20 protein-coding genes are annotated in these 19,659 nt (G+C 68.3%); 10 read left to right on the top strand and 10 right to left on the bottom strand.

Annotated features, from left to right (window positions below; all coding sequences use genetic code 11):
* Nucleotides 1-39: 39 nt before the first annotated feature.
* From plsX to COA17_RS09950, 6 genes are all read left to right on the top strand, one after another.
* Nucleotides 40-1,074 carry a phosphate acyltransferase PlsX gene (plsX, locus tag COA17_RS09925; RefSeq protein ID WP_096612058.1) on the top strand — a complete coding sequence of 345 codons (1,035 nt, stop codon included), beginning with the start codon at nt 40-42 and terminating at the stop codon, nt 1,072-1,074.
* Nucleotides 1,071-2,051, top strand: coding sequence for a beta-ketoacyl-ACP synthase III (locus COA17_RS09930; RefSeq protein WP_066490544.1), 981 nt, complete (start codon nt 1,071-1,073; stop codon nt 2,049-2,051). The genes plsX and COA17_RS09930 overlap by 4 nt, the downstream gene beginning before the upstream one ends.
* An 87-nt stretch (nt 2,052-2,138) precedes the next feature.
* Nucleotides 2,139-2,438, top strand: coding sequence for an integration host factor subunit alpha (locus COA17_RS09935; RefSeq protein ID WP_066490543.1), 300 nt, complete (start codon nt 2,139-2,141; stop codon nt 2,436-2,438).
* 5 nt (nt 2,439-2,443) lie between these two features.
* Nucleotides 2,444-2,785 (top strand): MerR family transcriptional regulator, encoded by a 342-nt coding sequence (locus tag COA17_RS09940; RefSeq protein WP_096612060.1) that lies wholly within the window; start codon nt 2,444-2,446, stop codon nt 2,783-2,785.
* A 25-nt stretch (nt 2,786-2,810) separates the two neighbouring features.
* Complete coding sequence (locus tag COA17_RS09945; protein ID WP_141397070.1) at nt 2,811-3,128, top strand: hypothetical protein; 318 nt, start codon at nt 2,811-2,813, stop codon at nt 3,126-3,128.
* Nucleotides 3,129-3,360: 232 nt separating this feature from the next.
* A complete protein-coding gene (locus COA17_RS09950; RefSeq protein WP_096612064.1) occupies nt 3,361-3,864 on the top strand; it encodes a GNAT family N-acetyltransferase in 504 nt (167 codons plus the stop codon).
* Between the two features lie 51 nt (nt 3,865-3,915).
* Here COA17_RS09950 and lpdA read toward each other — a convergent pair whose 3' ends face one another.
* The 10 genes from lpdA to COA17_RS10000 form a co-directional block, all read right to left on the bottom strand.
* On the bottom strand, nt 3,916-5,316 hold the full coding sequence (lpdA, locus tag COA17_RS09955) for a dihydrolipoyl dehydrogenase (RefSeq protein ID WP_066490537.1): 1,401 nt from the start codon (nt 5,314-5,316) through the stop codon (nt 3,916-3,918).
* A 129-nt stretch (nt 5,317-5,445) separates the two neighbouring features.
* Complete coding sequence (gene odhB / locus COA17_RS09960) at nt 5,446-6,654, bottom strand: 2-oxoglutarate dehydrogenase complex dihydrolipoyllysine-residue succinyltransferase (protein WP_096612066.1); 1,209 nt, start codon at nt 6,652-6,654, stop codon at nt 5,446-5,448.
* A gap of 120 nt (nt 6,655-6,774) precedes the next feature.
* The gene (locus COA17_RS09965; RefSeq protein WP_096612068.1) at nt 6,775-9,750 is read right to left on the bottom strand and encodes a 2-oxoglutarate dehydrogenase E1 component; all 2,976 of its coding nucleotides are present in this window, start codon (nt 9,748-9,750) and stop codon (nt 6,775-6,777) included.
* An 88-nt stretch (nt 9,751-9,838) separates the two neighbouring features.
* The gene (sucD, locus tag COA17_RS09970; RefSeq protein ID WP_066491548.1) at nt 9,839-10,729 is read right to left on the bottom strand and encodes a succinate--CoA ligase subunit alpha; all 891 of its coding nucleotides are present in this window, start codon (nt 10,727-10,729) and stop codon (nt 9,839-9,841) included.
* Nucleotides 10,726-11,352, bottom strand: coding sequence for a hypothetical protein (locus COA17_RS09975; protein ID WP_096612070.1), 627 nt, complete (start codon nt 11,350-11,352; stop codon nt 10,726-10,728). The genes sucD and COA17_RS09975 overlap by 4 nt, the downstream gene beginning before the upstream one ends.
* 5 nt (nt 11,353-11,357) lie before the next feature.
* Nucleotides 11,358-12,320: a malate dehydrogenase gene (gene mdh, locus COA17_RS09980; RefSeq protein ID WP_066491543.1), complete on the bottom strand. Its 963-nt coding sequence runs from the start codon at nt 12,318-12,320 to the stop codon at nt 11,358-11,360.
* Between the two features lie 130 nt (nt 12,321-12,450).
* Nucleotides 12,451-13,539, bottom strand: coding sequence for a cell division protein ZapE (gene zapE / locus COA17_RS09985; protein WP_096612072.1), 1,089 nt, complete (start codon nt 13,537-13,539; stop codon nt 12,451-12,453).
* Nucleotides 13,540-13,558: 19 nt separating this feature from the next.
* Nucleotides 13,559-14,029: a PaaI family thioesterase gene (locus COA17_RS09990; RefSeq protein WP_096612073.1), complete on the bottom strand. Its 471-nt coding sequence runs from the start codon at nt 14,027-14,029 to the stop codon at nt 13,559-13,561.
* Nucleotides 14,030-14,036: 7 nt separating this feature from the next.
* Nucleotides 14,037-14,819, bottom strand: a complete 783-nt coding sequence (locus COA17_RS09995) for a succinate dehydrogenase iron-sulfur subunit (RefSeq protein WP_096612074.1) — start codon at nt 14,817-14,819, stop codon at nt 14,037-14,039.
* Between the two features lie 176 nt (nt 14,820-14,995).
* Nucleotides 14,996-15,721 (bottom strand): DUF1428 domain-containing protein, encoded by a 726-nt coding sequence (locus COA17_RS10000; RefSeq protein WP_096612075.1) that lies wholly within the window; start codon nt 15,719-15,721, stop codon nt 14,996-14,998.
* Between the two features lie 60 nt (nt 15,722-15,781).
* On the opposite strand from COA17_RS10000, the gene COA17_RS10005 reads away from it, so the two are divergent.
* From COA17_RS10005 to COA17_RS10020, 4 genes are read left to right on the top strand one after another with little or no spacing between them, the layout of a single operon-like run.
* The gene (locus COA17_RS10005; RefSeq protein ID WP_096612076.1) at nt 15,782-16,465 is read left to right on the top strand and encodes a winged helix-turn-helix transcriptional regulator; all 684 of its coding nucleotides are present in this window, start codon (nt 15,782-15,784) and stop codon (nt 16,463-16,465) included.
* A gap of 57 nt (nt 16,466-16,522) precedes the next feature.
* Nucleotides 16,523-17,527, top strand: coding sequence for a cobaltochelatase subunit CobS (gene cobS / locus COA17_RS10010; RefSeq protein WP_096612077.1), 1,005 nt, complete (start codon nt 16,523-16,525; stop codon nt 17,525-17,527).
* The gene (gene cobT, locus COA17_RS10015; protein ID WP_096612078.1) at nt 17,528-19,351 is read left to right on the top strand and encodes a cobaltochelatase subunit CobT; all 1,824 of its coding nucleotides are present in this window, start codon (nt 17,528-17,530) and stop codon (nt 19,349-19,351) included.
* Nucleotides 19,352-19,358: 7 nt separating this feature from the next.
* Nucleotides 19,359-19,631 carry a ribbon-helix-helix domain-containing protein gene (locus tag COA17_RS10020; RefSeq protein WP_096612079.1) on the top strand — a complete coding sequence of 91 codons (273 nt, stop codon included), beginning with the start codon at nt 19,359-19,361 and terminating at the stop codon, nt 19,629-19,631.
* Nucleotides 19,632-19,659 lie beyond the last annotated feature (28 nt).

The following is a 19,659-nucleotide window of genomic DNA, read 5'->3' on the forward strand; positions in this document are numbered from 1 at the left end:
CACGGGCGCGACACGACCTTACAGGAGCCCGCCTCAGCTATGTCCGACAGATCCCGGATCGCCGTCGATGCGATGGGCGGCGACGAAGGGCTGGCGGTGATGCTGGCGGGTGTCGCGCGGGCGCGCCGCGACTTTGACGACATCAGCTTCCTGCTGGTGGGCGACGAGGAGGCGATTCGCGCCGGGCTGGCCAACCACCCGAACCTGTCGCAGCATTCCGAGATCGTCCACGCCCCCGATGTGATCGCGGGCGACGAAAAGCCCAGCCAGGCGATCCGCCGCGCGCGGACGACGTCGATGGGGATCGCGATCGACTGCGTGAAGCAGGGGCGCGCCGCCGCTGCGGTGTCCGCGGGCAATACCGGCGCGCTGATGTCGATGGCCAAGCTGTCGCTGCGCACGATGCCGGGGATCGACCGGCCGGCACTCGCCGCGCTGCTGCCGACGCTCGGCGACAATGACGTCGTGGTGCTCGATCTGGGCGCCAACACCGAATGCGACGCGCGCAACCTGGTGCAGTTCGCGGTGATGGGCGCGGCCTATGCGCGCACGACGCTGGACCTGTCGGCGCCGCGCGTCGCGCTGCTCAACATCGGCAGCGAGGACCAGAAGGGCACCGGCGAGATCCGCGATGCCGCGCAGCAATTGCGCGACGCGACCCATCTGCCGATGCGCTTCGCCGGCTTCGTCGAGGGCGACCGCCTGTCGCGCGGCGAACATGACGTGATCGTCTGCGACGGCTTCTCGGGCAATATCGCGCTCAAGACCGCGGAGGGCACCGCGCGCTTCGTCGCCGACCTGCTCAAGCGCGCGTTCCGCAGTTCGGTGCGCTCGAAGCTCGGCTTCCTGATCTCGCGCCCGGCGACCGAATTGCTGCGCGATCACCTCGATCCCAACAACCACAATGGCGCGGTCTTCCTCGGCCTCAACGGGCTGGTGGTGAAGAGCCACGGCAGCGCCAACGAGCGCGGCGTGGCGACCGCGATCGGCAATGCCGCCAAGATGGTGAAGGCGGACCTGACCCGCCGCATCATCGAAGACCTGGGCAATTTCGAAGCGAAAGCAGCGGCATGATCCGTTCGGTGCTGATCGGGACGGGATCGGCGCTGCCGGTCCGCCGTGTATCCAATGCCGAACTGGCGGCGCAGGTCGATACCTCCGACGAATGGATCGTCGAGCGCACCGGCATCCGCTTCCGCCACATCGCCGGCGCGGACGAGACCACCGCGACGCTGGCGCGCGACGCGGCCATTGCGGCGATCGAGGCGGCGGGCGTCACCGCGCAGGACATCGACCTGATCGTGCTGGCCACCGCCACGCCCGACAACACCTTCCCCGCGACCGCGACCAAGGTGCAGGCGATGCTGGGCATCGCCGATTGCGTCGCGTTCGACGTCGCGGCGGTGTGTTCCGGCTTCCTCTATGCGGTGCAGGTCGCCGACAGCATGATCCGCGCCGGCGCGCATCGCCGCGCGCTGGTGATCGGCGCGGAGACGTTCAGCCGGATCCTCGACTGGGAAGACCGCACCACCTGCGTGCTGTTCGGCGACGGCGCCGGCGCGATCGTGCTGGAGGCGCGCGACACCGCCGACGATCCCGCCGATGGCGCGGCGCGCGGCATCCTGGCGACGCGGCTCCACGCCGACGGGCGGCACAACGACCTGCTCTACGTCGATGGCGGCCCGTCGACCACCGGCACCGTCGGCAAGCTGAGGATGAAGGGGCGCGAGGTGTTCCGCCATGCCGTGGTCAATCTCGCCGCGGTGATGGAGGAGGCGCTGACCGCCGCGGGCCTCGCCACCGATGCGGTCGACTGGGTCGTCCCGCACCAGGCCAACGCCCGCATCCTCGACGCCACCGCGCGCAAGCTGTCGCTGCCCGCGGACAAGGTGGTGATGACCGTCGACCGCCACGCCAATACCTCGGCCGCGTCGGTGCCGCTCGCGCTCGACACCGCGGTGCGCGACGGGCGCATCATTCCGGGACAGATTATCGTCCTGGAGGCGATGGGCGGCGGATTTACCTGGGGTGCGGCGGTCCTGCGCTACTGATCCAGGTTGGCAATCGGCATCGACAAGCCGGGCTGCGGGCGGTAACGATCGGACACGGCTAACCTTTCTGGGGGGAATGGTACGGACATGACGGACGCAGGCACGCTCACCCGCGCGGATCTGGCAGAGGCGCTGCACCGGCAGGTCGGCCTGTCGCGCGCGGATTCGGCGCGGATGGTCGAACAGATCCTGGAGAAAATGTGCGGCGCGCTGGCGCGTGGCGAGAACGTCAAGATCTCCGGTTTCGGCACCTTCGTCCTGCGCGACAAGGGCGAGCGCGTCGGCCGCAATCCCAAGACCGGCGTCGAGGTGCCGATCGCGCCGCGCCGCGTGCTGACGTTCCGCGCCAGCCAGATGATGCGCGACCGCATCATCGGCGCCGGCTGACGCGCGTGGCGTCGGAAACCAAATCCGCCGCCGCCTTTCGTACCATCGGCGAGGTCGCGGCAGCGACCGGTATCGCCCCGCACATCCTGCGCTATTGGGAGGGCCGCTTCCCGCAGCTGCGCCCGGTGACGCGCGCGGGCAAGCGCCGCTATTATCGCCCCGAGGATGTGGCGCTGGTCGAACGCATCGACCGGCTGCTCAACCGCGAGGGCTATACCGTCAAGGGCGTGCAGCAATTGCTGCACGCCGAGCGTGGCCGGGCATCGCGCCCCGCGGCGACGCTGCGCGGCGTCCGCGACCTGCTGGCCGCCGCGCTGGCGCAGGACGACCGCGCGGCGCGGAGATAGGGCCCGCCGATCGATGGGGAATGCCATGGGCCCGCGCTGTCCGGGTTGTTACGCCGCCGTGCCGTTCTGGCGGACGCAATGGGGGCTGGGCAGGGCGTTCCCCTGCCGCGCGTGCGGCCGGCGCCTCGTCATCCCCAAATCGCTGTCCACGATCGGCATCGGGCTGTTCGTCGTCTACTGGATGCTGAAGGGGCGTGCGGACGGCGCCGCGGAGACGATCGCATCGATCGCGATCCTCGCGGCGGTCGCGTTGGCGCTGAGCTGGCTGCTGGGGAAGCCGCTGGTCGCGCCGGACCAAGGGCATCCGCCCGATGCGGACGCTTCCGCCAAGATTTTTCCCTAGGGCCAGCGCCCATTCTGGCAATGGTCGTGACGGAGCCGGGAAAGGCGCACGGCCAGGAGCGAGGAGGGAGCGATGCGTCAGCATCGTGACTGACGAGCGAGGCTAGCACGTTGCAGGGTGCCCCGACGCCGCCGTGCGCCTTTCCGGCCCGCCGCGCCATGGGCGATCACGAACTTTGGCAGAATGGCTCCTGACCCCAAAGCCGCCACGATCGCGCATCAGAATGCGGGCCATGACCCGGATCAGATACGCCGATTTCCCTGCCGACGTTCCCGCGCTGCTGGCGATCTGGCGAGAGTTCATCGCCAATTCGCCGGTCAATCTGGACTATCAGGGCAACGACGCGGAATTTTCGACACTGCCGGGGAAATACGCTCGCCCGGCGGGATGCGTGTTGCTGGCGGATCGGGCGGGCGAGATCGACGGATGCGTCGCCCTGCGCAAGGTCAGCGCCGACATATGCGAGATGAAGCGGCTGTATGTCCGCCCCGATGCGCGCGGCGCCGCTCTCGGCCGCAGGCTCGTCGAACGGCTGATCGAAGAAGCGCGTGCGATGGGGTATCGGGAGATGCGGCTCGACGTCATGGCGCCATCGGTGTCCGCCCGGCGGCTCTATGCGACGCTCGGCTTCGCGCCGGCCGCGCCAGTGTCCTTCAATCCTGCTCCCGGTGCGGCATTCCTCGGCCTGCGCCTGCAGGGTGCCGCACTTGGTGGAGCGCCGGACGCCGCGCCGTAGCAAGGGCGTCCGGCAGTACCGGGGCGGTGGGGCGCCCCGGTGCGTGTGGGGTCAGATGTGGATCGGCTTGCCCTGCACCGCCATCGCGGCTTCCTTGACCGCTTCCGAATGGGTCGGGTGCGCGTGGCAGGTATAGGCGATGTCCTCGCTGGTGGCGCCGAATTCCATCGCCTGCGCCGCCTGCGCGATCATCGTGCCGCCGACGGTGGCGATGCACCATACGCCCAGCACGCGATCGGTCTTTGCATCCGCGATCACCTTCACGAAGCCGTCCGGTTCGTGGTTGGTCTTGGCGCGGCTGTTGGCGACCATCGGGAACTTGCCGACCTTCACCTCGCCACGCTCCTTCGCCGCTTCCTCGGTCAGGCCGACGCCGGCGATCTCGGGCCAGGTGTAGACGACCGACGGGATGATATCGTGGTTCACGATGCCATGCTGGCCGGCGATGTTCTCCGCGACCGCAATCCCCTCGTCCTCAGCCTTGTGCGCCAGCATCGGGCCGGGGACGACGTCGCCGATCGCCCAGATGCCGTCCACCGCGGTGCGGAAATCGTGGTCGATCTCAATTTGCCCGCGCTGGTTGGTGGACAGGCCCGCGGCGTCGAGCGCGAGGCCGTCGATGTTCGGGCGCCGCCCGATCGACACCAGCACGCAATCCGCCTCGATCGTCGTCGCCTCGCCGCCCGCGGCCGGCTCCAGAGTCAACGTCGCCTTGTCGCCGTCGACGGCGACGCCGGTGACCTTGGTCGACAGCCTGAATTCGATCCCCTGCTTCTTGAAGATCTTGTTCGACTCCTTGCGGATATCGCCGTCGAAGCCGGGCAGGATCTGGTCGAGGAATTCGACGCAGGTGACCTTCGCGCCCAGCCGCCGCCACACGCTGCCCAGCTCCAGCCCGATCACGCCGCCGCCGATGACGACCATATGCTCCGGCACCCTGGGCAGTTCCAGCGCGCCGGTCGAATCGACCACGACCTTCTGGTCGATCGTCACGCCCGGCAGCGGAGTGACCGACGAACCGGTGGCGATGACGATGTTCTTCGCGGTGACGGTCTGCCCGCCGACGTCGACGCTGTGCGCGCCGGTGAAGGCGGCGCGGCCCTTCAGCCAGGTGACCTTGTTCTTCTTGAACAGGAATTCGATCCCGCCGGTCAGCTGCTTCACCGCGTCGCGACGCTGGCCGTGCATCGTGTCGAGGTCGAGTTCGACCGTCGTCTTGATGCCCAGCTTCGCCATCGCGCCGTTGGCGGCGTGGTCGTAGAGTTCGGAGGCGTGGAGCATCGCCTTCGACGGGATGCACCCGACGTTCAGGCAGGTCCCGCCCAGCGTCTCGCGGCTTTCGGCGCAGGCGGTCTTCAGCCCCAGCTGCGCGGCGCGGATCGCGGCGACATAGCCGCCGGGGCCGGCGCCGATCACGAGGACGTCATAGTCGTACTGCTGTTCGTCAGCCATTTCCGTTGCCTCCACCCCGGCGAAAGCCGGGGTCCAGTTACGGGCCGGAGATGGTGAACGCCGCGCCCGGTTACATCTTCCTTCCCAACTGGACCCCGGCTTTCGCCGGGGTGGTACGTTGGGGACGTCTTACAGGTCGATCAGGATCCGGGTCGGGTCCTCAATCGCGTTCTTTAGCGCGACCAAGAAGGTCACCGCCTCGCGGCCGTCGATCAGGCGGTGGTCGTAGCTGAGCGCCAGATACATCATCGGACGCACCACCACCTGGCCGTCGCGGACGACCGGGCGGTCCTCGATGCGATGCAGGCCCAGCACTGCCGACTGCGGCGGGTTGATGATCGGGGTGGACATCAGCGAGCCGAACACGCCGCCGTTGGAGATGGTGAAGGTGCCGCCCTTCATCTCTTCCATCTTGAGCGTGCCGTCCTTGGCGCGCTTGCCGAAATCGCCGATCGTCTTCTCGATCCCCGCGACCGACAGCGCCTGCGCATCGCGAATCACCGGCACGACCAGCCCGTTCGGCGCGCTGACCGCGACCGAGATGTCGGCATAATCGTGATAGACGATCTCGTCGCCCTCGATGCTGGCGTTGACGGACGGAATGTCCTTCAGCGCCATTGTCGCGGCCTTCACGAAGAAGCCCATGAAGCCCAGCCGGACGCCGTGCTTCTTCTCGAACAGGTCCTTGTACTTGGCGCGCGCCTCGATCACCGCGGTCATGTCGACGTCGTTGAACGTCGTCAGCATCGCGGCGGTGTTCTGCGCTTCCTTCAGGCGCTTGGCGATCGTCTGGCGCAGGCGCGTCATCTTGACGCGCTCCTCGTTGCGGCCGCCCGACGATGCCGGGGCGGCGGCAGCCGGTGCGGCCGGGGCGGGGGCGACGGCGGGCTTGGACGAGGCCGCGGCGGCGACGTCTTCCTTGGTCAGGCGGCCGTCGCGCCCGGTGCCCTTGATCGTCGCGGGATCGACGCCGTGCTCCAGCACCGCGCGGCGCACCGACGGGGACAGCGCGGCGGGGGCGTCGCCCTTCGGCTCGGCCGGGGCCTGCTCGCCAGCGGTGGCGGCGGGGGCGGCCTGCGCCGGGGCGGAGGCAGCGCCGTCACCGCTTTCGATCGTGGCGATCATCGCGCCGACCTCGACGGTGTCGCCGACCTTGACCGCATGCTGGCCCATCACGCCGGCGACGGGAGACGGGACCTCGACGGAGACCTTGTCGGTTTCCAGGCTGGCGATCGCCTCGTCGACGGCGACGGGGTCGCCGGGCTGCTTCAGCCATTCGCCGACCGTCGCTTCGGTGATCGATTCGCCCAGCGTGGGGACGAGGACCTCGGTTGCCATGTTACTTCCTGTCCTGTTCATCGTCGATATAGGTGGCGTCGCCGTTCAGCGTGGACAACGGCGCGGTACGTAGGGTGGTGCTTCCGGCGTCGTGGCACGCCATCCGGACGACGGCCGCCATCAGCTGGCGGCCTTGCCCGACTTCTTGGTGGTCTCGGCCTCGCGCGTGCGGCGGATCTCGTCGCGCACGTTATGCCCGAGCGCGTCGGCGATCAGCGCGCCCTGTTCGGCCTGGTGACGTTTCATCAGGCCGGTCGCGGGCGAGGCGGCGGCGGTGCGGCCGGCGTAGCGCGGACGCGCGATCTGCGCATTCGTCATGCCCAGCGCTTCCTCGATGAACGGCTCGACGAAGAACCAATAGCCGTTGTTCTTCGGTTCTTCCTGCGCCCAGACGACATGCTCCAGGTTCGGCATCCGCTCGATCCGCTTCGCCAGCGCCTCGGTGGGGAAGGGATAGAGCTGTTCGATGCGGACGATCTGGGTGGTCTCGTCGCCGGCCGCGTCGCGCGCCTCGATCAGGTCGTAGGCGACCTTGCCGGTGCACAGCACCAGCCGCGTCGTCGCGGCATCCGCCGGCGCCGACGGATCGGACAGGATGCGGCGGAAGTGACTGTCGCCCTGGAAATCCTCGGCGCGGCTGACCGCCAGCTTGTGGCGCAGCAGTGACTTGGGCGTCATCACGATCAGCGGCTTGCGGAACGTGCGGTGCATCTGCCGGCGCAGCAGGTGGAAGTAATTGGCCGGCGTGGTGCAGTTGGCGACCTGCATGTTGTCGCCCGCGCACAATTGCAGGAAGCGTTCCGGACGTGCGGAGCTGTGTTCCGGCCCCTGGCCCTCGTACCCGTGCGGCAGCAGCATCACCAGGCCGTTGGCGCGCAGCCACTTGGCCTCGCCGCTGGCGATGAACTGGTCGATCATGATCTGCGCGCCGTTGACGAAGTCGCCGAACTGCGCCTCCCACAGAACCAGCGTCTTCGGATCGGCGAGCGCATAGCCATATTCGAAGCCCAGCACGCCATATTCGCTCAGCGGGCTGTCCAGTACCTCGAAGCTGCCGTGCGGGACGGTCCACAGCGGCACGTATTTGTGCTCGTCATTCTGGTCGACCCAGACGGCGTGCCGCTGCGAGAAGGTGCCGCGGCCCGAATCCTGGCCGGACAGGCGCACGCCATAGCCTTCGTGCAGCAGCGACCCGAACGCCAGCGCCTCACCGGTCGCCCAGTCGAAATTCTGGCCGGTGGCGAACATCTGCCGCTTGGCGTCCAGCACGCGCGCCAGCGTCTTGTGGATCGCGATGCTGTCGGGAACCGTCGTCAGCGTGCGGCCGATCGAATCGAACAGCTTCGGCTCGATCCCGGTGTCGACGCTGCGCCGCGCGGTTTCGGGGTCGGCGGGGGCGTGCAGCCCCGACCAGCGCCCGGCGAACCAGTCGGCCTTGTTGGGCTTGTAGCTGGCGCCCGCCTCGAACTCGCCCTCCAGCAGCGTGGTCTGCTGCGCGATGGCGTCGTCGATCCACGCCTGATCGACCACCTTCTCCTCGATCAGGCGCTTGCCGTAGATCTCCGACACCGGCGGATGGCTGCGGATCGCCTTGTACATCAGCGGCTGGGTGAAGCCCGGCTCGTCGCCCTCGTTATGGCCGAAGCGGCGATAGCACCACATGTCGACCACCACGTCGCGGTGGAACGTCTGGCGGTATTCGATGGCCATCTTGGTGGCGAAGGTCACCGCCTCGGGATCGTCGCCGTTGACGTGGAAGATCGGTGCCTGCACCCCCTTGGCCACATCCGACGGATAGGGCGAGGAGCGCGCGAATTGCGGGCTGGTGGTGAAGCCGATCTGGTTGTTGATGACGAAATGGACGCAGCCGCCGGTGTTGTAGCCGCGGATGCCGGAAAAGCCGAAGCATTCCCACACGATGCCTTGGCCGGCAAAGGCCGCGTCGCCGTGGATCAGCACCGGCAGCGCGCGCGAATGGGTGTCCAGATCCTTGGCGATCGTCTGGATCGCGCGCACCTTGCCCAGCACAACCGGGTCCGCCGCCTCGAGGTGCGAGGGGTTGGCGACCAGCGACATGTGCACCCTGTGCCCGTCGAATTCACGATCGGTCGAGGTGCCGAGGTGATATTTGACGTCGCCCGAACCGCCGATGTCGTCCGGGTTGGCCGAACCGCCGGCGAATTCGTGGAAGATCACGCGCAGCGGCTTGGCCATCACGTTGGCCAGCACGTTCAGGCGCCCGCGGTGCGCCATGCCGAACACGATCTCGTTCACGCCGGCCGCGCCGCCGTATTTGATGACGCTTTCCAGCGCCGGGATCATGCTTTCGCCGCCGTCGAGGCCGAAGCGCTTGGTGCCGACATATTTGCGGCCCAGGAACTTCTCCCACTGCTCGGCCTCGATCACCTTGTTCAGGATCGCCTTCTTGCCCTGAACCGAGAATTCGATCGCCTTGTCCTTGCCCTCCATGTGCTCCTGAAGGAACTTGCGCTCCTCGACATCGGCGATGTGCATATACTCCAGGCCCACGCTGCCGCAGTAGTTGCGGCGCAGCGTGTCGACGATCTCGCGTACCGTCGCCCATTGCATCCCCAGCGTGCCGCCCAGATAGACCGGGCGGTCGATGTCGGCGTCGGAGAAGCCGTGGTATTCGGTCGTCAGGTCGGCCGGCAGCGCGCGCGGGCCGGACAGGCCGAGGGGGTCGAGATTGGCGGCCAGATGCCCGCGCACGCGATAGGTGCGGATCAGCATCTGCGCGCGGATCGCGTCGCCCGCGGCCTTCACGATATCGTCCTGCGACGGGGCGGGCGCGGCCGGCGCGGCGGGGGCGGGCTTGCCACCGCCCTTCGCGGGCCGGGGCGCCGGCTCCATCTGCGTCGGGTCGAGCGCGGCGGTCAGATCGTCGGTGGTGGTCAGCGGCCACCGCTCGTTGGTCCAGGACGGCGCGTTCAGCGTGCCCTCCAGCCCTTCGAAGAACTGGCGCCAGCCGGGCTCGACAGTGTCGGGCGAGGTCTTGAAGCGCGCGTACAGCGCGTCGATGAACGCGGGGCTGACGCCGCCCGCGATGTCGCCGAAATCCTGACCTTCGTAGCCCATGACGATCCTACCTTCGTCCTCCCGGCACCGGCCGGGATGTCCCGCGGCGCGCCGCCCCGGCCGGAACCGGGGCGGCCGCCTGTTACGCTTACTTGTTCAGCACGCTCAGCAGCGTCGAGCCCAGCTCGCTGGGGCTCGCCGCGACCTTGATGCCGGCTTCTTCCATCGCCGCGATCTTGTCCTCGGCGCCGCCCTGGCCGCCCGACACGATCGCGCCGGCATGGCCCATGCGACGGCCCGGAGGCGCCGTGCGGCCCGCGATGAAGCCGGCCATCGGCTTCTTGCGGCCGCGCTTGGCCTCGTCCTTCAGGAACTGCGCGGCCTCTTCCTCGGCCGAACCGCCGATCTCGCCGATCATGATGATCGACTGGGTCGCCTCGTCCGCCAGGAACAACTCCAGCACGTCGATGAAATTGGTACCGTTGACCGGATCGCCGCCGATGCCGACCGCGGTGGTCTGGCCCAGGCCGGCGTTCGAGGTCTGGAACACCGCCTCATAGGTGAGCGTGCCGGAGCGGCTGACGACGCCGACCGACCCCTTGCGGAAGATGTTGCCCGGCATGATGCCGATCTTGCACTCGCCCGGCGTCAGCACGCCGGGGCAGTTCGGGCCGATCAGCCGCGACTTCGAACCCGACAGCGCGCGCTTCACCTTGACCATGTCGAGTACCGGGATGCCCTCCGTGATCGCGACGATCAGTGGCACCTCGGCGTCGATCGCCTCCAGGATCGAATCGGCGGCGAAGGGCGGCGGCACGTAGATGACCGATGCGGTCGCGCCGGTCTTCTCCACCGCCTCGTGCACGGTGTTGAAGTTGGGCAGGCCCAGTTCCTCGTGGATCGTGCCGCCCTTGCCCGGCGTGACGCCGCCGACCATCTGTGTGCCGTAATCCAGCGCGGTCTTCGTGTGGAAGGTGCCGGTCTTGCCGGTCATCCCTTGCGTGATGACCTTGGTGTTCTTGTCGACGAGGATGCTCATTTCTTCTCCTCACTCCCTTTCGCGGGCGCCGGATCGGTAGCGCCCGGCATGACCCAATCGGCCTTCATCATCAGGCCGGACAATGTCAGCAGCGCCACCACCGGACTGTCGGCGGGGACACTGACGATCTCGAAGCTGTCGGCGTCGTCGGGCGCGCCGATGTCCCAGCCCAGCTTGCTCAGCATCGGCTGGTCGGAGGACGACGTCGGCTTGCGGCCGAGGATGCGCGTCGCCTCCGCAGCGGGGATGCGGCGCGTTTCACCCGGATCGTACAGGCGGCAGCCGACCACCATCGTATCGCCGTTCACGATCCCCGACGGGATCAGGTACAGCCGCTCGCCCGCGACGGTGCGTTCCAGGACGGCGATATCGCCGATGATATGCCCGGTGCCGGACAGCATCGCGCCGCCCATTTCCCTGCCCATCGCTGCCAGCTTGCCGACCGGCGTGGCGGCCGGATCGGCCGCGCGCGTCCAGCCGGCGGGCGTCGCGCCCTTCAGCACCGTGGTCACCGCTGTTGCCGAGGGGCACGCCTCGCGCAACGCCCCGATCACCTCGGCGGCCGGATAGCCGGCCGGAGAAGCGCCCGCCATCGCGGCGGCGAGGAGCAGCGCGGGCGCCACGACGATCAGGCCAGCGAGCCGTCGATGCCCTTGCAGGCGACGAGCAGTTCCTTGACCGCATCGACCGAGACCTGAAGGTTCGCCTTCGCCTCGTCCGACAGCTTGACCTCGACGACCTTCTCGACGCCGCCGGCGCCGATCACGACGGGCACGCCGACGTAGAGGTTGTCGATGCCATATTCACCCGACAGGTGCGCCGCGGCCGGCAGGATACGCTTCTGGTCGTACAGATACGCCTCGGCCATCGCGATGCCGCTGGTGGCGGGCGCGTAATAGGCCGAACCGGTCTTGAGCAGCGCGACGATCTCGCCGCCGCCGCCGCGCGTGCGCTTGATGATCTCGTCGACCTTCTCGCGGGTGGAGAAGCCCATCTCGATCAGGTCGCTGACCGGGATGCCGCTGACGGTCGAATATTCCAGCACCGGCACCATCGTGTCGCCGTGGCCGCCGAGCACGAAGGTGTTCACGTCCTTCACGCTGACGCCGAATTCTTCCGCGAGGAAGTGGCTGAAGCGCGCCGAGTCGAGCACGCCCGCCATGCCGACGACCTTGTTGTGCGGCAGGCCCGAGAATTCGCGCAGCGCCCACACCATCGCGTCGAGCGGGTTGGTGATGCAGATGACGAAAGCGTCCGGGGCGTTCGCCTTGATGCCCTCGCCGACCGCCTTCATGACCTTCAGGTTGATGCCCAGCAGGTCGTCGCGGCTCATGCCCGGCTTGCGGGCCACGCCGGCGGTGACGATGATGACGTCGGCGCCCGCGATGTCGGCATAGTCGTTCGAGCCCTTGATCGTGGCATCGAAGCCCTCGACCGGGCCGCACTGCGACAGATCCAGCGCCTTGCCCTGCGGCACGCCCTCGACCACGTCGAACAGGACGATGTCGCCCAGTCCCTTGAGTGCGGCCAAATGTGCGAGCGTGCCACCGATATTGCCGGCGCCGATCAATGCGATCTTCTTGCGGGCCATCCCATCCCCTTCCGTCGTTGACGTGTGAATGGTCACGCCGCCTACGCCCTTCCGGGCGATGGAGCAACCGCTAAAGCACGAGTCTTAAAAGATTACATGATAATCGTTCGCAAGAGCAATAAGCCGCTGCTCAGGCCACGTCGCCGTGCCCCTGCGCAAGGTAATCGTCGGACCGCATCTCTTCCAAGCGGCTGACCGTCCGCTGGAATTCGAACGCCCCGTCGCCGCGCGGATACAGCGCATCGGGCTGCGCATCAGCCGCCGCCAGCAGCTTCACCTTATGTTCGTACAGCGCGTCGATCAGGCTGACGAAGCGCGCCGCCTCGTTGCGGTTGTCCGGCCCCAGCATGGGGATGCCGACCAGGATCACGGTATGGAACCGGCGCGCGATGGCCAGATAGTCGGCCGATCCGCGCGCCTCGCCGCACAAGCGCCTGAAGCTGAACACCGCGACGCCCTTCAGCGCCTTGGGCACGTGCAGCGTGCGGCCCTGTACGGTCAGTTCCTCCGACGGGATCGGCTCGGTCACCTCATGGTCGGTCAGGCGGAAGAATGCCGCCGACAGCTCCGCCGTCGCCACCGGGCCGTTGGGGACCAGCCAGGTATCCTGCTGCCCCAGCCGGTCGCGGCGGTAGTCGACCGGGCCGTTGAGCGCCAGCACGTCCAGCCGCTCCTCGATCAGCGCGATGAACGGCAGGAAATGCTCGCGGTTCAGCCCGTTCTTGTACAGGTCGCGCGGCGGGCGGTTGGAGGTGGTGACCACCGTCACCCCCGCCTCGATCAGCGCGGTGAACAGCCGCGACAGGATCATCGCGTCGGGGCTGTTGGTCACCATCATCTCGTCGAACGCCAGCAGCCGCGCTTCCTGCGCCAGCGCGGCGGCGACCGGCGGGATCGGATCGCCCAGTTCCTTGCGCCGCTCGATCGCGATGCGGCCGTGCACCTCCAGCATGAACTCGCCGAAATGGACGCGCCGCTTCGCCGCGACGCCGGCCTGCGCGTAGAACAGGTCCATCAGCATCGACTTGCCGCGCCCGACATCGCCCCACAGATAGACCCCGCGCGCCGGCACCACGCGGCGGCGCAGCAGTCCGGTGGTACGCGGATGCTCCAGCTCGCGCGCCAGCGCGTCGAGGCGCGCGGCGGCGGCGGCCTGTTCGGGGTCGGGGCGCAGCTCGCTGGCGGCGATCAGCTGGTCGTAGGCGTGCAATACCGTCATGTCGTTCCCGTCGGCGCGATCACCGGCCAGGCTTGCGGATCGTTCCCGAAAATTCGGTGACCGGCCGGTCCGCCTGCACCAGCAGCCCGCGGAGGAAGATCAGCCGCCCGGTTTCGCGCAGCATCTCCACCCGCGCCTCCAGCGGCTCGTCCAGCTGGCCGCCGCCGATGAAATGGGTGTTGAGATCCAGCGTCACCGCCGGCCCGGCCTCGATCAGGCCGAACGCGCGCACCGCGGCGAACATCGCCACGTCGATGAAGCCCAGCAGCACCCCGCCATGGACATGATCGGCCAGGTTCGAATGCTGCCGCCCCGCGACCATCCGCACCCGCGCGATACCGTCGTCGATGCGCACGATGATCTCGCCCAGAAAGGCGTTGTAGCGCGTCGGGTCGCGCAGCGCCCACAGCATCCAGCCGGGATGGTGCGGATGCTCCTCGTAGATGAACGCGGGGTGCGGGGCGTCCGCGGGCGTCGGGGATCCGGGCATCGAGCGGTCAGACGATCCGCTCGACTTCCATCTTCTTGATCTCCGCGATCGCCTTGGCCGGGGACAGGCCCTTGGGGCAGGCGTTGGCGCAGTTCATGATCGTGTGGCAGCGGTACAGGCGGAACGGATCCTCCAGCGCGTCGAGCCGCTCGCCGGTCATCTCGTCGCGGCTGTCCGCCAGCCAGCGATACGCCTGGAGAAGGATCGCCGGGCCGAGGAACTTGTCGGAATTCCACCAGTAGCTGGGGCACGACGTCGAGCAGCAGGCGCACAGGATACACTCGTACAGGCCGTCGAGCTTCGCACGCTCCTCGGGCGACTGGAGCCGCTCCTTGCCGGCGGGCGGCGGGGTGACGGTCTGCAGCCACGGGGTGATCGAGGCATATTGCGCGTAGAAATGCGTGAAGTCGGGCACCAGGTCCTTGATGACGTCCATCGCGGGCAGCGGGGTGATCTTCACCTCGCCCTTCACGTCCTCGATCGCGGTGGTGCAGGCCAGCCCGTTCTTGCCGTCGATGTTCATCGAACACGATCCGCAGATCCCTTCGCGGCACGACCGGCGGAAGGTGAGCGAACTGTCCTGCTCCGACTTGATCTTGATGAGCGCGTCGAGGACCATCGGCCCGCATTCGTCGAGATTGACCTCGAACGTGTCGTAGCGCGGGTTCTTGCCCGAATCGGGATCGTAGCGATAGACCTTGAAGTTGCGCATGGCGCCGCCGGGCTGCGGCGAGGGAATCGTCCGACCGCCCTTGATCTTGCTGTTCTTCGGGAGCGTGAACTCGGCCATGCGCGTCTCGTCTTCGTAACAGGCGGACCGCCGGCAAGCAGGAGGCGCGCCGACGCCGTTCGTGACGGGCGCGTACATGATCGCGGCAATCGCCGCAAACCCGCGCCCTTGCGCGCCCTAAGTAGCGCGTAAGCCGTCCGGCTCAAGAGGCTTGTCGCGCCGATGCGCCCGCGGGATCACGCGCGCAGATCGAGCAGTACCGAAAAGCCCCCGAACGCCATCCTTTTGCCGTCATAGGGCGGCGGCGCGGCGCCGGTCATCCGCGCGTCGGCCATCACCGTGCCCCAGCCCTGGTCGCGCGCCGCGCGCGAGGGCCATTCGATCCAGCCGAACGCGGGCGCTTCCCCGTCCTGCGCCAGCACCGCGCGGTGGAAATCGGTGGCCTCGCCCGCCGGGACGTCGTCGGCGGCGGTGTCGACCACGCGCCGCGCGCCGTGATCGAGGAAGACCGGCGCGAGCGCGGCGGCATGATCGCGATAGGCCGCGTCCGCGTCGCGGGGCAGCGGCAGGACGACGCCGTCGACGAAGCCCGCCGTCTCCGTCGTCACGCCGGCGTCGCTGACGACACGGAAGCCGCCCCAGATCATGCGGCGCATGTCGAACGGCATCCCCGCGCCGAGCGCCTCCATGCGCGGATCGGTCCTCATCCGCTCGCTCGCGGCATCGCGCGTCGCGCGATCGGGATATTCGAACCACGAGAAGACGACGGTCTCGCCGGCCTGCGCGTCGACCGCCCCCCACAGGTCGTTGACCGTGCCGCGCGGCACGTCCTCGCCCCACGCCTCGACCAGGCGGGTGACCCCGACGTCGCGCAGGATCGCGAACGCCGCGTTGGCATGCGCGACATAATCGTCGCGCCGGTGGCCGGGAACGGGTGTGAGGAAGCCTTCGATATAGGACATGGACCGTCTCCTCGAATCGTCGCTCGCCAAGGATGTGGGCTGGAGTTATTGAAAGCAACCATGAAGTCACAAAAGATAACCAAGTCACCTCCGCGCTGGTATGACGATGCCTGTGGCACGGCGCTGGGCCTGGAATTGCTGGGCGAGCGATGGGCGATGCTGGTGGTGCGCGAGTTGATGTTCGGCCCGCGGCGCTTCTCCGAATTGCGCGCGGGCCTGCCGGGGATCAGCGCCAACGTGCTCACGCAGCGGCTCGACGGGCTGGCGCGCGCGGGCGTGCTGGTGCGGCACGACGCGCCGTCGCGATGCTACGAGCTGACGCCGTGGGGCTATGAGGCGGAGGAGACGATCCAGGCGCTGGGGCGCTGGGCGGCGCGCTCGCCGGATCACGATCCGGCGCTGCCCCTGTCCGCCGCGTCGATGATGCTGTCGCTGCGCACCATGCTGGACCGCGGCCGGGCGGTGGGGCTGTCGCTGACGATCGGGTTCCGCTTTCCGCGCGATTCGTTCGTCGCGCGGCTGGCGGACGGGGCGTTGCCGGTGGTGCGCGCGCCCGCCGCGGGCGATGCCGTGTTCGCGACGACGCCCGAGGTGATGGCCGCGGTGATCTACGCCAAGCGCCCGATCGCCGAGGCGGAGGCGGCGGGCGATCTCGCGTTCGCCGGCAACCGCGCGGCCGCCGCCGCGTTCATCGATCTCTTCCACCTGCCCGCGAAGGCCGTATCGCCGATTGCGGCGGGTTGACGCGAACGCGATCCCTTCTCACTGGTACACACCCCTCCAGCGGACGGCTTATTCCTGATGACCGATATCCCGAACACGCAGCCCGACAGTCGCGACACGACGATCCTCGACGCGCCGGACAGGATGGTGAGCGTGCGCGAGCTGTTCGGGATCGACAGCGACATGGAATGCCCCGCGTTCAGCGAGGCGGACGAACGGGTGCCCGATCTCGACCCGGCCTATGTCTTCGATCCCGATACCACGCTGGCGATCGTCGCGGGCTTCGCGCACAACCGCCGCGTGATGGTGCAGGGCTATCACGGCACCGGCAAGTCGAGCCATATCGAACAGGTCGCCGCGCGGCTGAAATGGCCGTGCATCCGCATCAACCTGGACGCGCATATCAGCCGCATCGACCTGGTCGGGCGCGACGCGATCGTGCTGAAGGACGGGCAGCAGGTCACCGAATTCCGCGAAGGCCTGCTCCCCTGGGCGCTGCAGACGCCGACCGCCTTGGTGTTCGACGAATATGACGCCGGGCGCCCCGACGTGATGTTCGTGATCCAGCGCGTGCTGGAGACGGAGGGCAAGCTGACGCTGCTCGACCAGAACCGCGTGATTCGCCCCAACCCCTATTTCCGGCTGTTCGCGACCGCCAATACGATCGGGCTGGGCGATACCAGCGGGCTGTACCACGGCACGCAGCAGATCAACCAGGGGCAGATGGACCGCTGGAACGTGGTGGTCACGCTCAACTACCTACCCGCGATCACGGAGGCGCAGATCGTGCTCGCCAAGTCGGGCGAATATGACCAGCCCGATGGCAAGAAGGTGGTGGAGAACATGGTCCGCGTTGCCGACCTGACGCGCAAGGGGTTCATCAACGGCGACATCTCCACCGTGATGAGCCCGCGCACGGTCATCACCTGGGCGCAGAACAGCCTGATCTTCGGCGACGTCGGCTTCGCGTTCCGCCTGTCCTTCCTCAACAAGTGCGACGAGGCGGAACGCGCGCTGGTCGCCGAATATTACCAGCGCGTGTTCGGCAAGGACCTGCCCGAAAGCGTGGTGGGCAAGGCCTGAGTGGCACAGGACACCCCCCTCGACCGGTTCAAGGCCGTATTGGGCGGCACCGCGCGTGCGCTGTCGGACGAGGCGGAGGTGGAGCTGGCGTTCACCGCCGATGCGCCCGCGCAGTCGGGCAAGCATCTGAAGGTGCCGATGCCCGCGCGCACGCTGCCCGCCGATCAGGTGGCGGAGGCGCGCGGCTTCGCCGACAGCTTCGCGCTGCGGCTGCGGCTCCACGACGCCGGGCTGCACGCGCGCGGCGCGCCGGTCGATACGGTGGCGCGCGCGGTGTTCGACGCGGTGGAAACCGCGCGAATCGAGGCGCTGGGCAGCCTCGGCTATCAGGGGATCACCGACAATCTGGCGACCGCGCTTGACGTGAAGCTGCGCGCCGACCCGATAACCCGCGCGCGCAACCGTTCCGAAGTGCCGCTGTCGACCGCGCTGCAACTGCTGGTGCGCGAGGCGCTGACCGGCGCGCCCTCCCCGGTCGCGGCGGAGCCGGGGCTGGCGCTGGTGCGCGAATGGATCGGCGAGAAGACCGACCTGAGCGCGCTGGCGCTCGCGCTCGACGACCAGCGGTCCTTCCAGCAACTGGCCACCAAATTGCTGCAGGACCTCGAGCTGGTCGAGGGCGACCAGGTGCCCGAGGAAAGCGACGAGGGCGGCGAGGAGGACGAGGGCCAGGAGGGCCAGGACACCGACGAAGCGGACGAGGGCGACGCCGAACAGTCCGAGGGCGACGCGCAGATGGAACAGCGCGGCCAGCAGCGCGAGGACCAGTCCGAAGAGGGCGAGAGCGAGCAGCTGGAGGGCGACGACCTCGACGATGCCGAGGGCGAGCCGGGGGACGAGGGCGAGGAGGGGATGCAGCCGGTGCGCCCCAACCGTCCGCCCGCCGACATGTCGCAGGCGTTCGACTATCGCATCTGGACCAGCGATTTCGACGAGGTGGTCGCCGCCACCGAACTGTGCGACGCCGACGAGCTGGCGCGGCTGCGCGGCTATCTCGACCAGCAGCTGGTGCATCTGCAATCGGCGGTGTCGAAACTCGCCAACCGGCTCCAGCGGCGGTTGATGGCGCAGCAGTCGCGCTCCTGGGACTTCGACCAGGACGAAGGGTTGCTGGACGCCGCGCGGCTGGCGCGCGTGGTCGTCAACCCGATGCAGTCGCTCAGCTACAAGATCGAGCGCGATACCGAATTCCGCGACACGGTGGTGACGCTGCTGATCGACAATTCCGGATCGATGCGCGGGCGGCCGATCTCGATCGCGGCGATCAGCGCCGACATCCTCGCGCGGACGCTGGAGCGGTGCGGGGTGAAGACCGAGATCCTCGGCTTCACCACCCGCGCGTGGAAGGGCGGGCAGAGCCGCGAGACATGGCTGGCCGCCGGCCGCCCGCCACAGCCGGGCCGGCTCAACGACGTGCGCCACATCGTTTACAAGATGGCGGACGAGCCGTGGCGGCGCGCGCGCAACGCGCTGGGGCTGATGATGCGCGAAGGGCTGCTGAAGGAGAATATCGATGGCGAGGCGCTGATGTGGGCGCATGCGCGGTTGATGGCGCGGCCCGAGGACCGGCGCATCCTGATGGTCATTTCCGACGGCGCGCCGGTCGACGATTCGACGCTCAGCGTCAATTCCGGCTCCTATCTGGAACGCCATTTGCGGCAGGTGATTGGCTGGATCGAGAAGAAGTCGCCGGTGCAGCTGGTCGCGATCGGCATCGGGCATGACGTGACGCGCTATTACAGCCGCGCGGTGACGATCATGGATGCCGAACAGCTGGGCGGCACGATCATCGAGCAGCTGGCGTCGCTGTTCGACGCCGAGTGACGCGCGGATGAGCGATGGCCGCAGGCCGGTCGCCGCGCCCGCCGGGGGCTTCGCCGGGCCGGTAAAACGGTCGATCACGATCGCCGGGCACGCCACGTCGATCAGCCTGGAACCGGCGTTCTGGCGCGCGCTGGAGGCGGCGGCGGCGGCGCGCGGGCTGCCGCTGTCGGCGCTGGTCGCCGCGATCGATGCGCTGCGCATTCGTGCCGACGATCCGCCCAATCTGGCCAGTGCGCTGCGATCATGGCTGTTCGCCGAATATGCGATCGGCTCGCAATAACGTTGACAGTGCGAACGAGTAGCAATAG

Origin of the sequence: Sphingomonas ginsenosidimutans (genome assembly GCF_002374835.1) — a bacterium.
GTDB lineage: Bacteria > Pseudomonadota > Alphaproteobacteria > Sphingomonadales > Sphingomonadaceae > Sphingomonas > Sphingomonas ginsenosidimutans.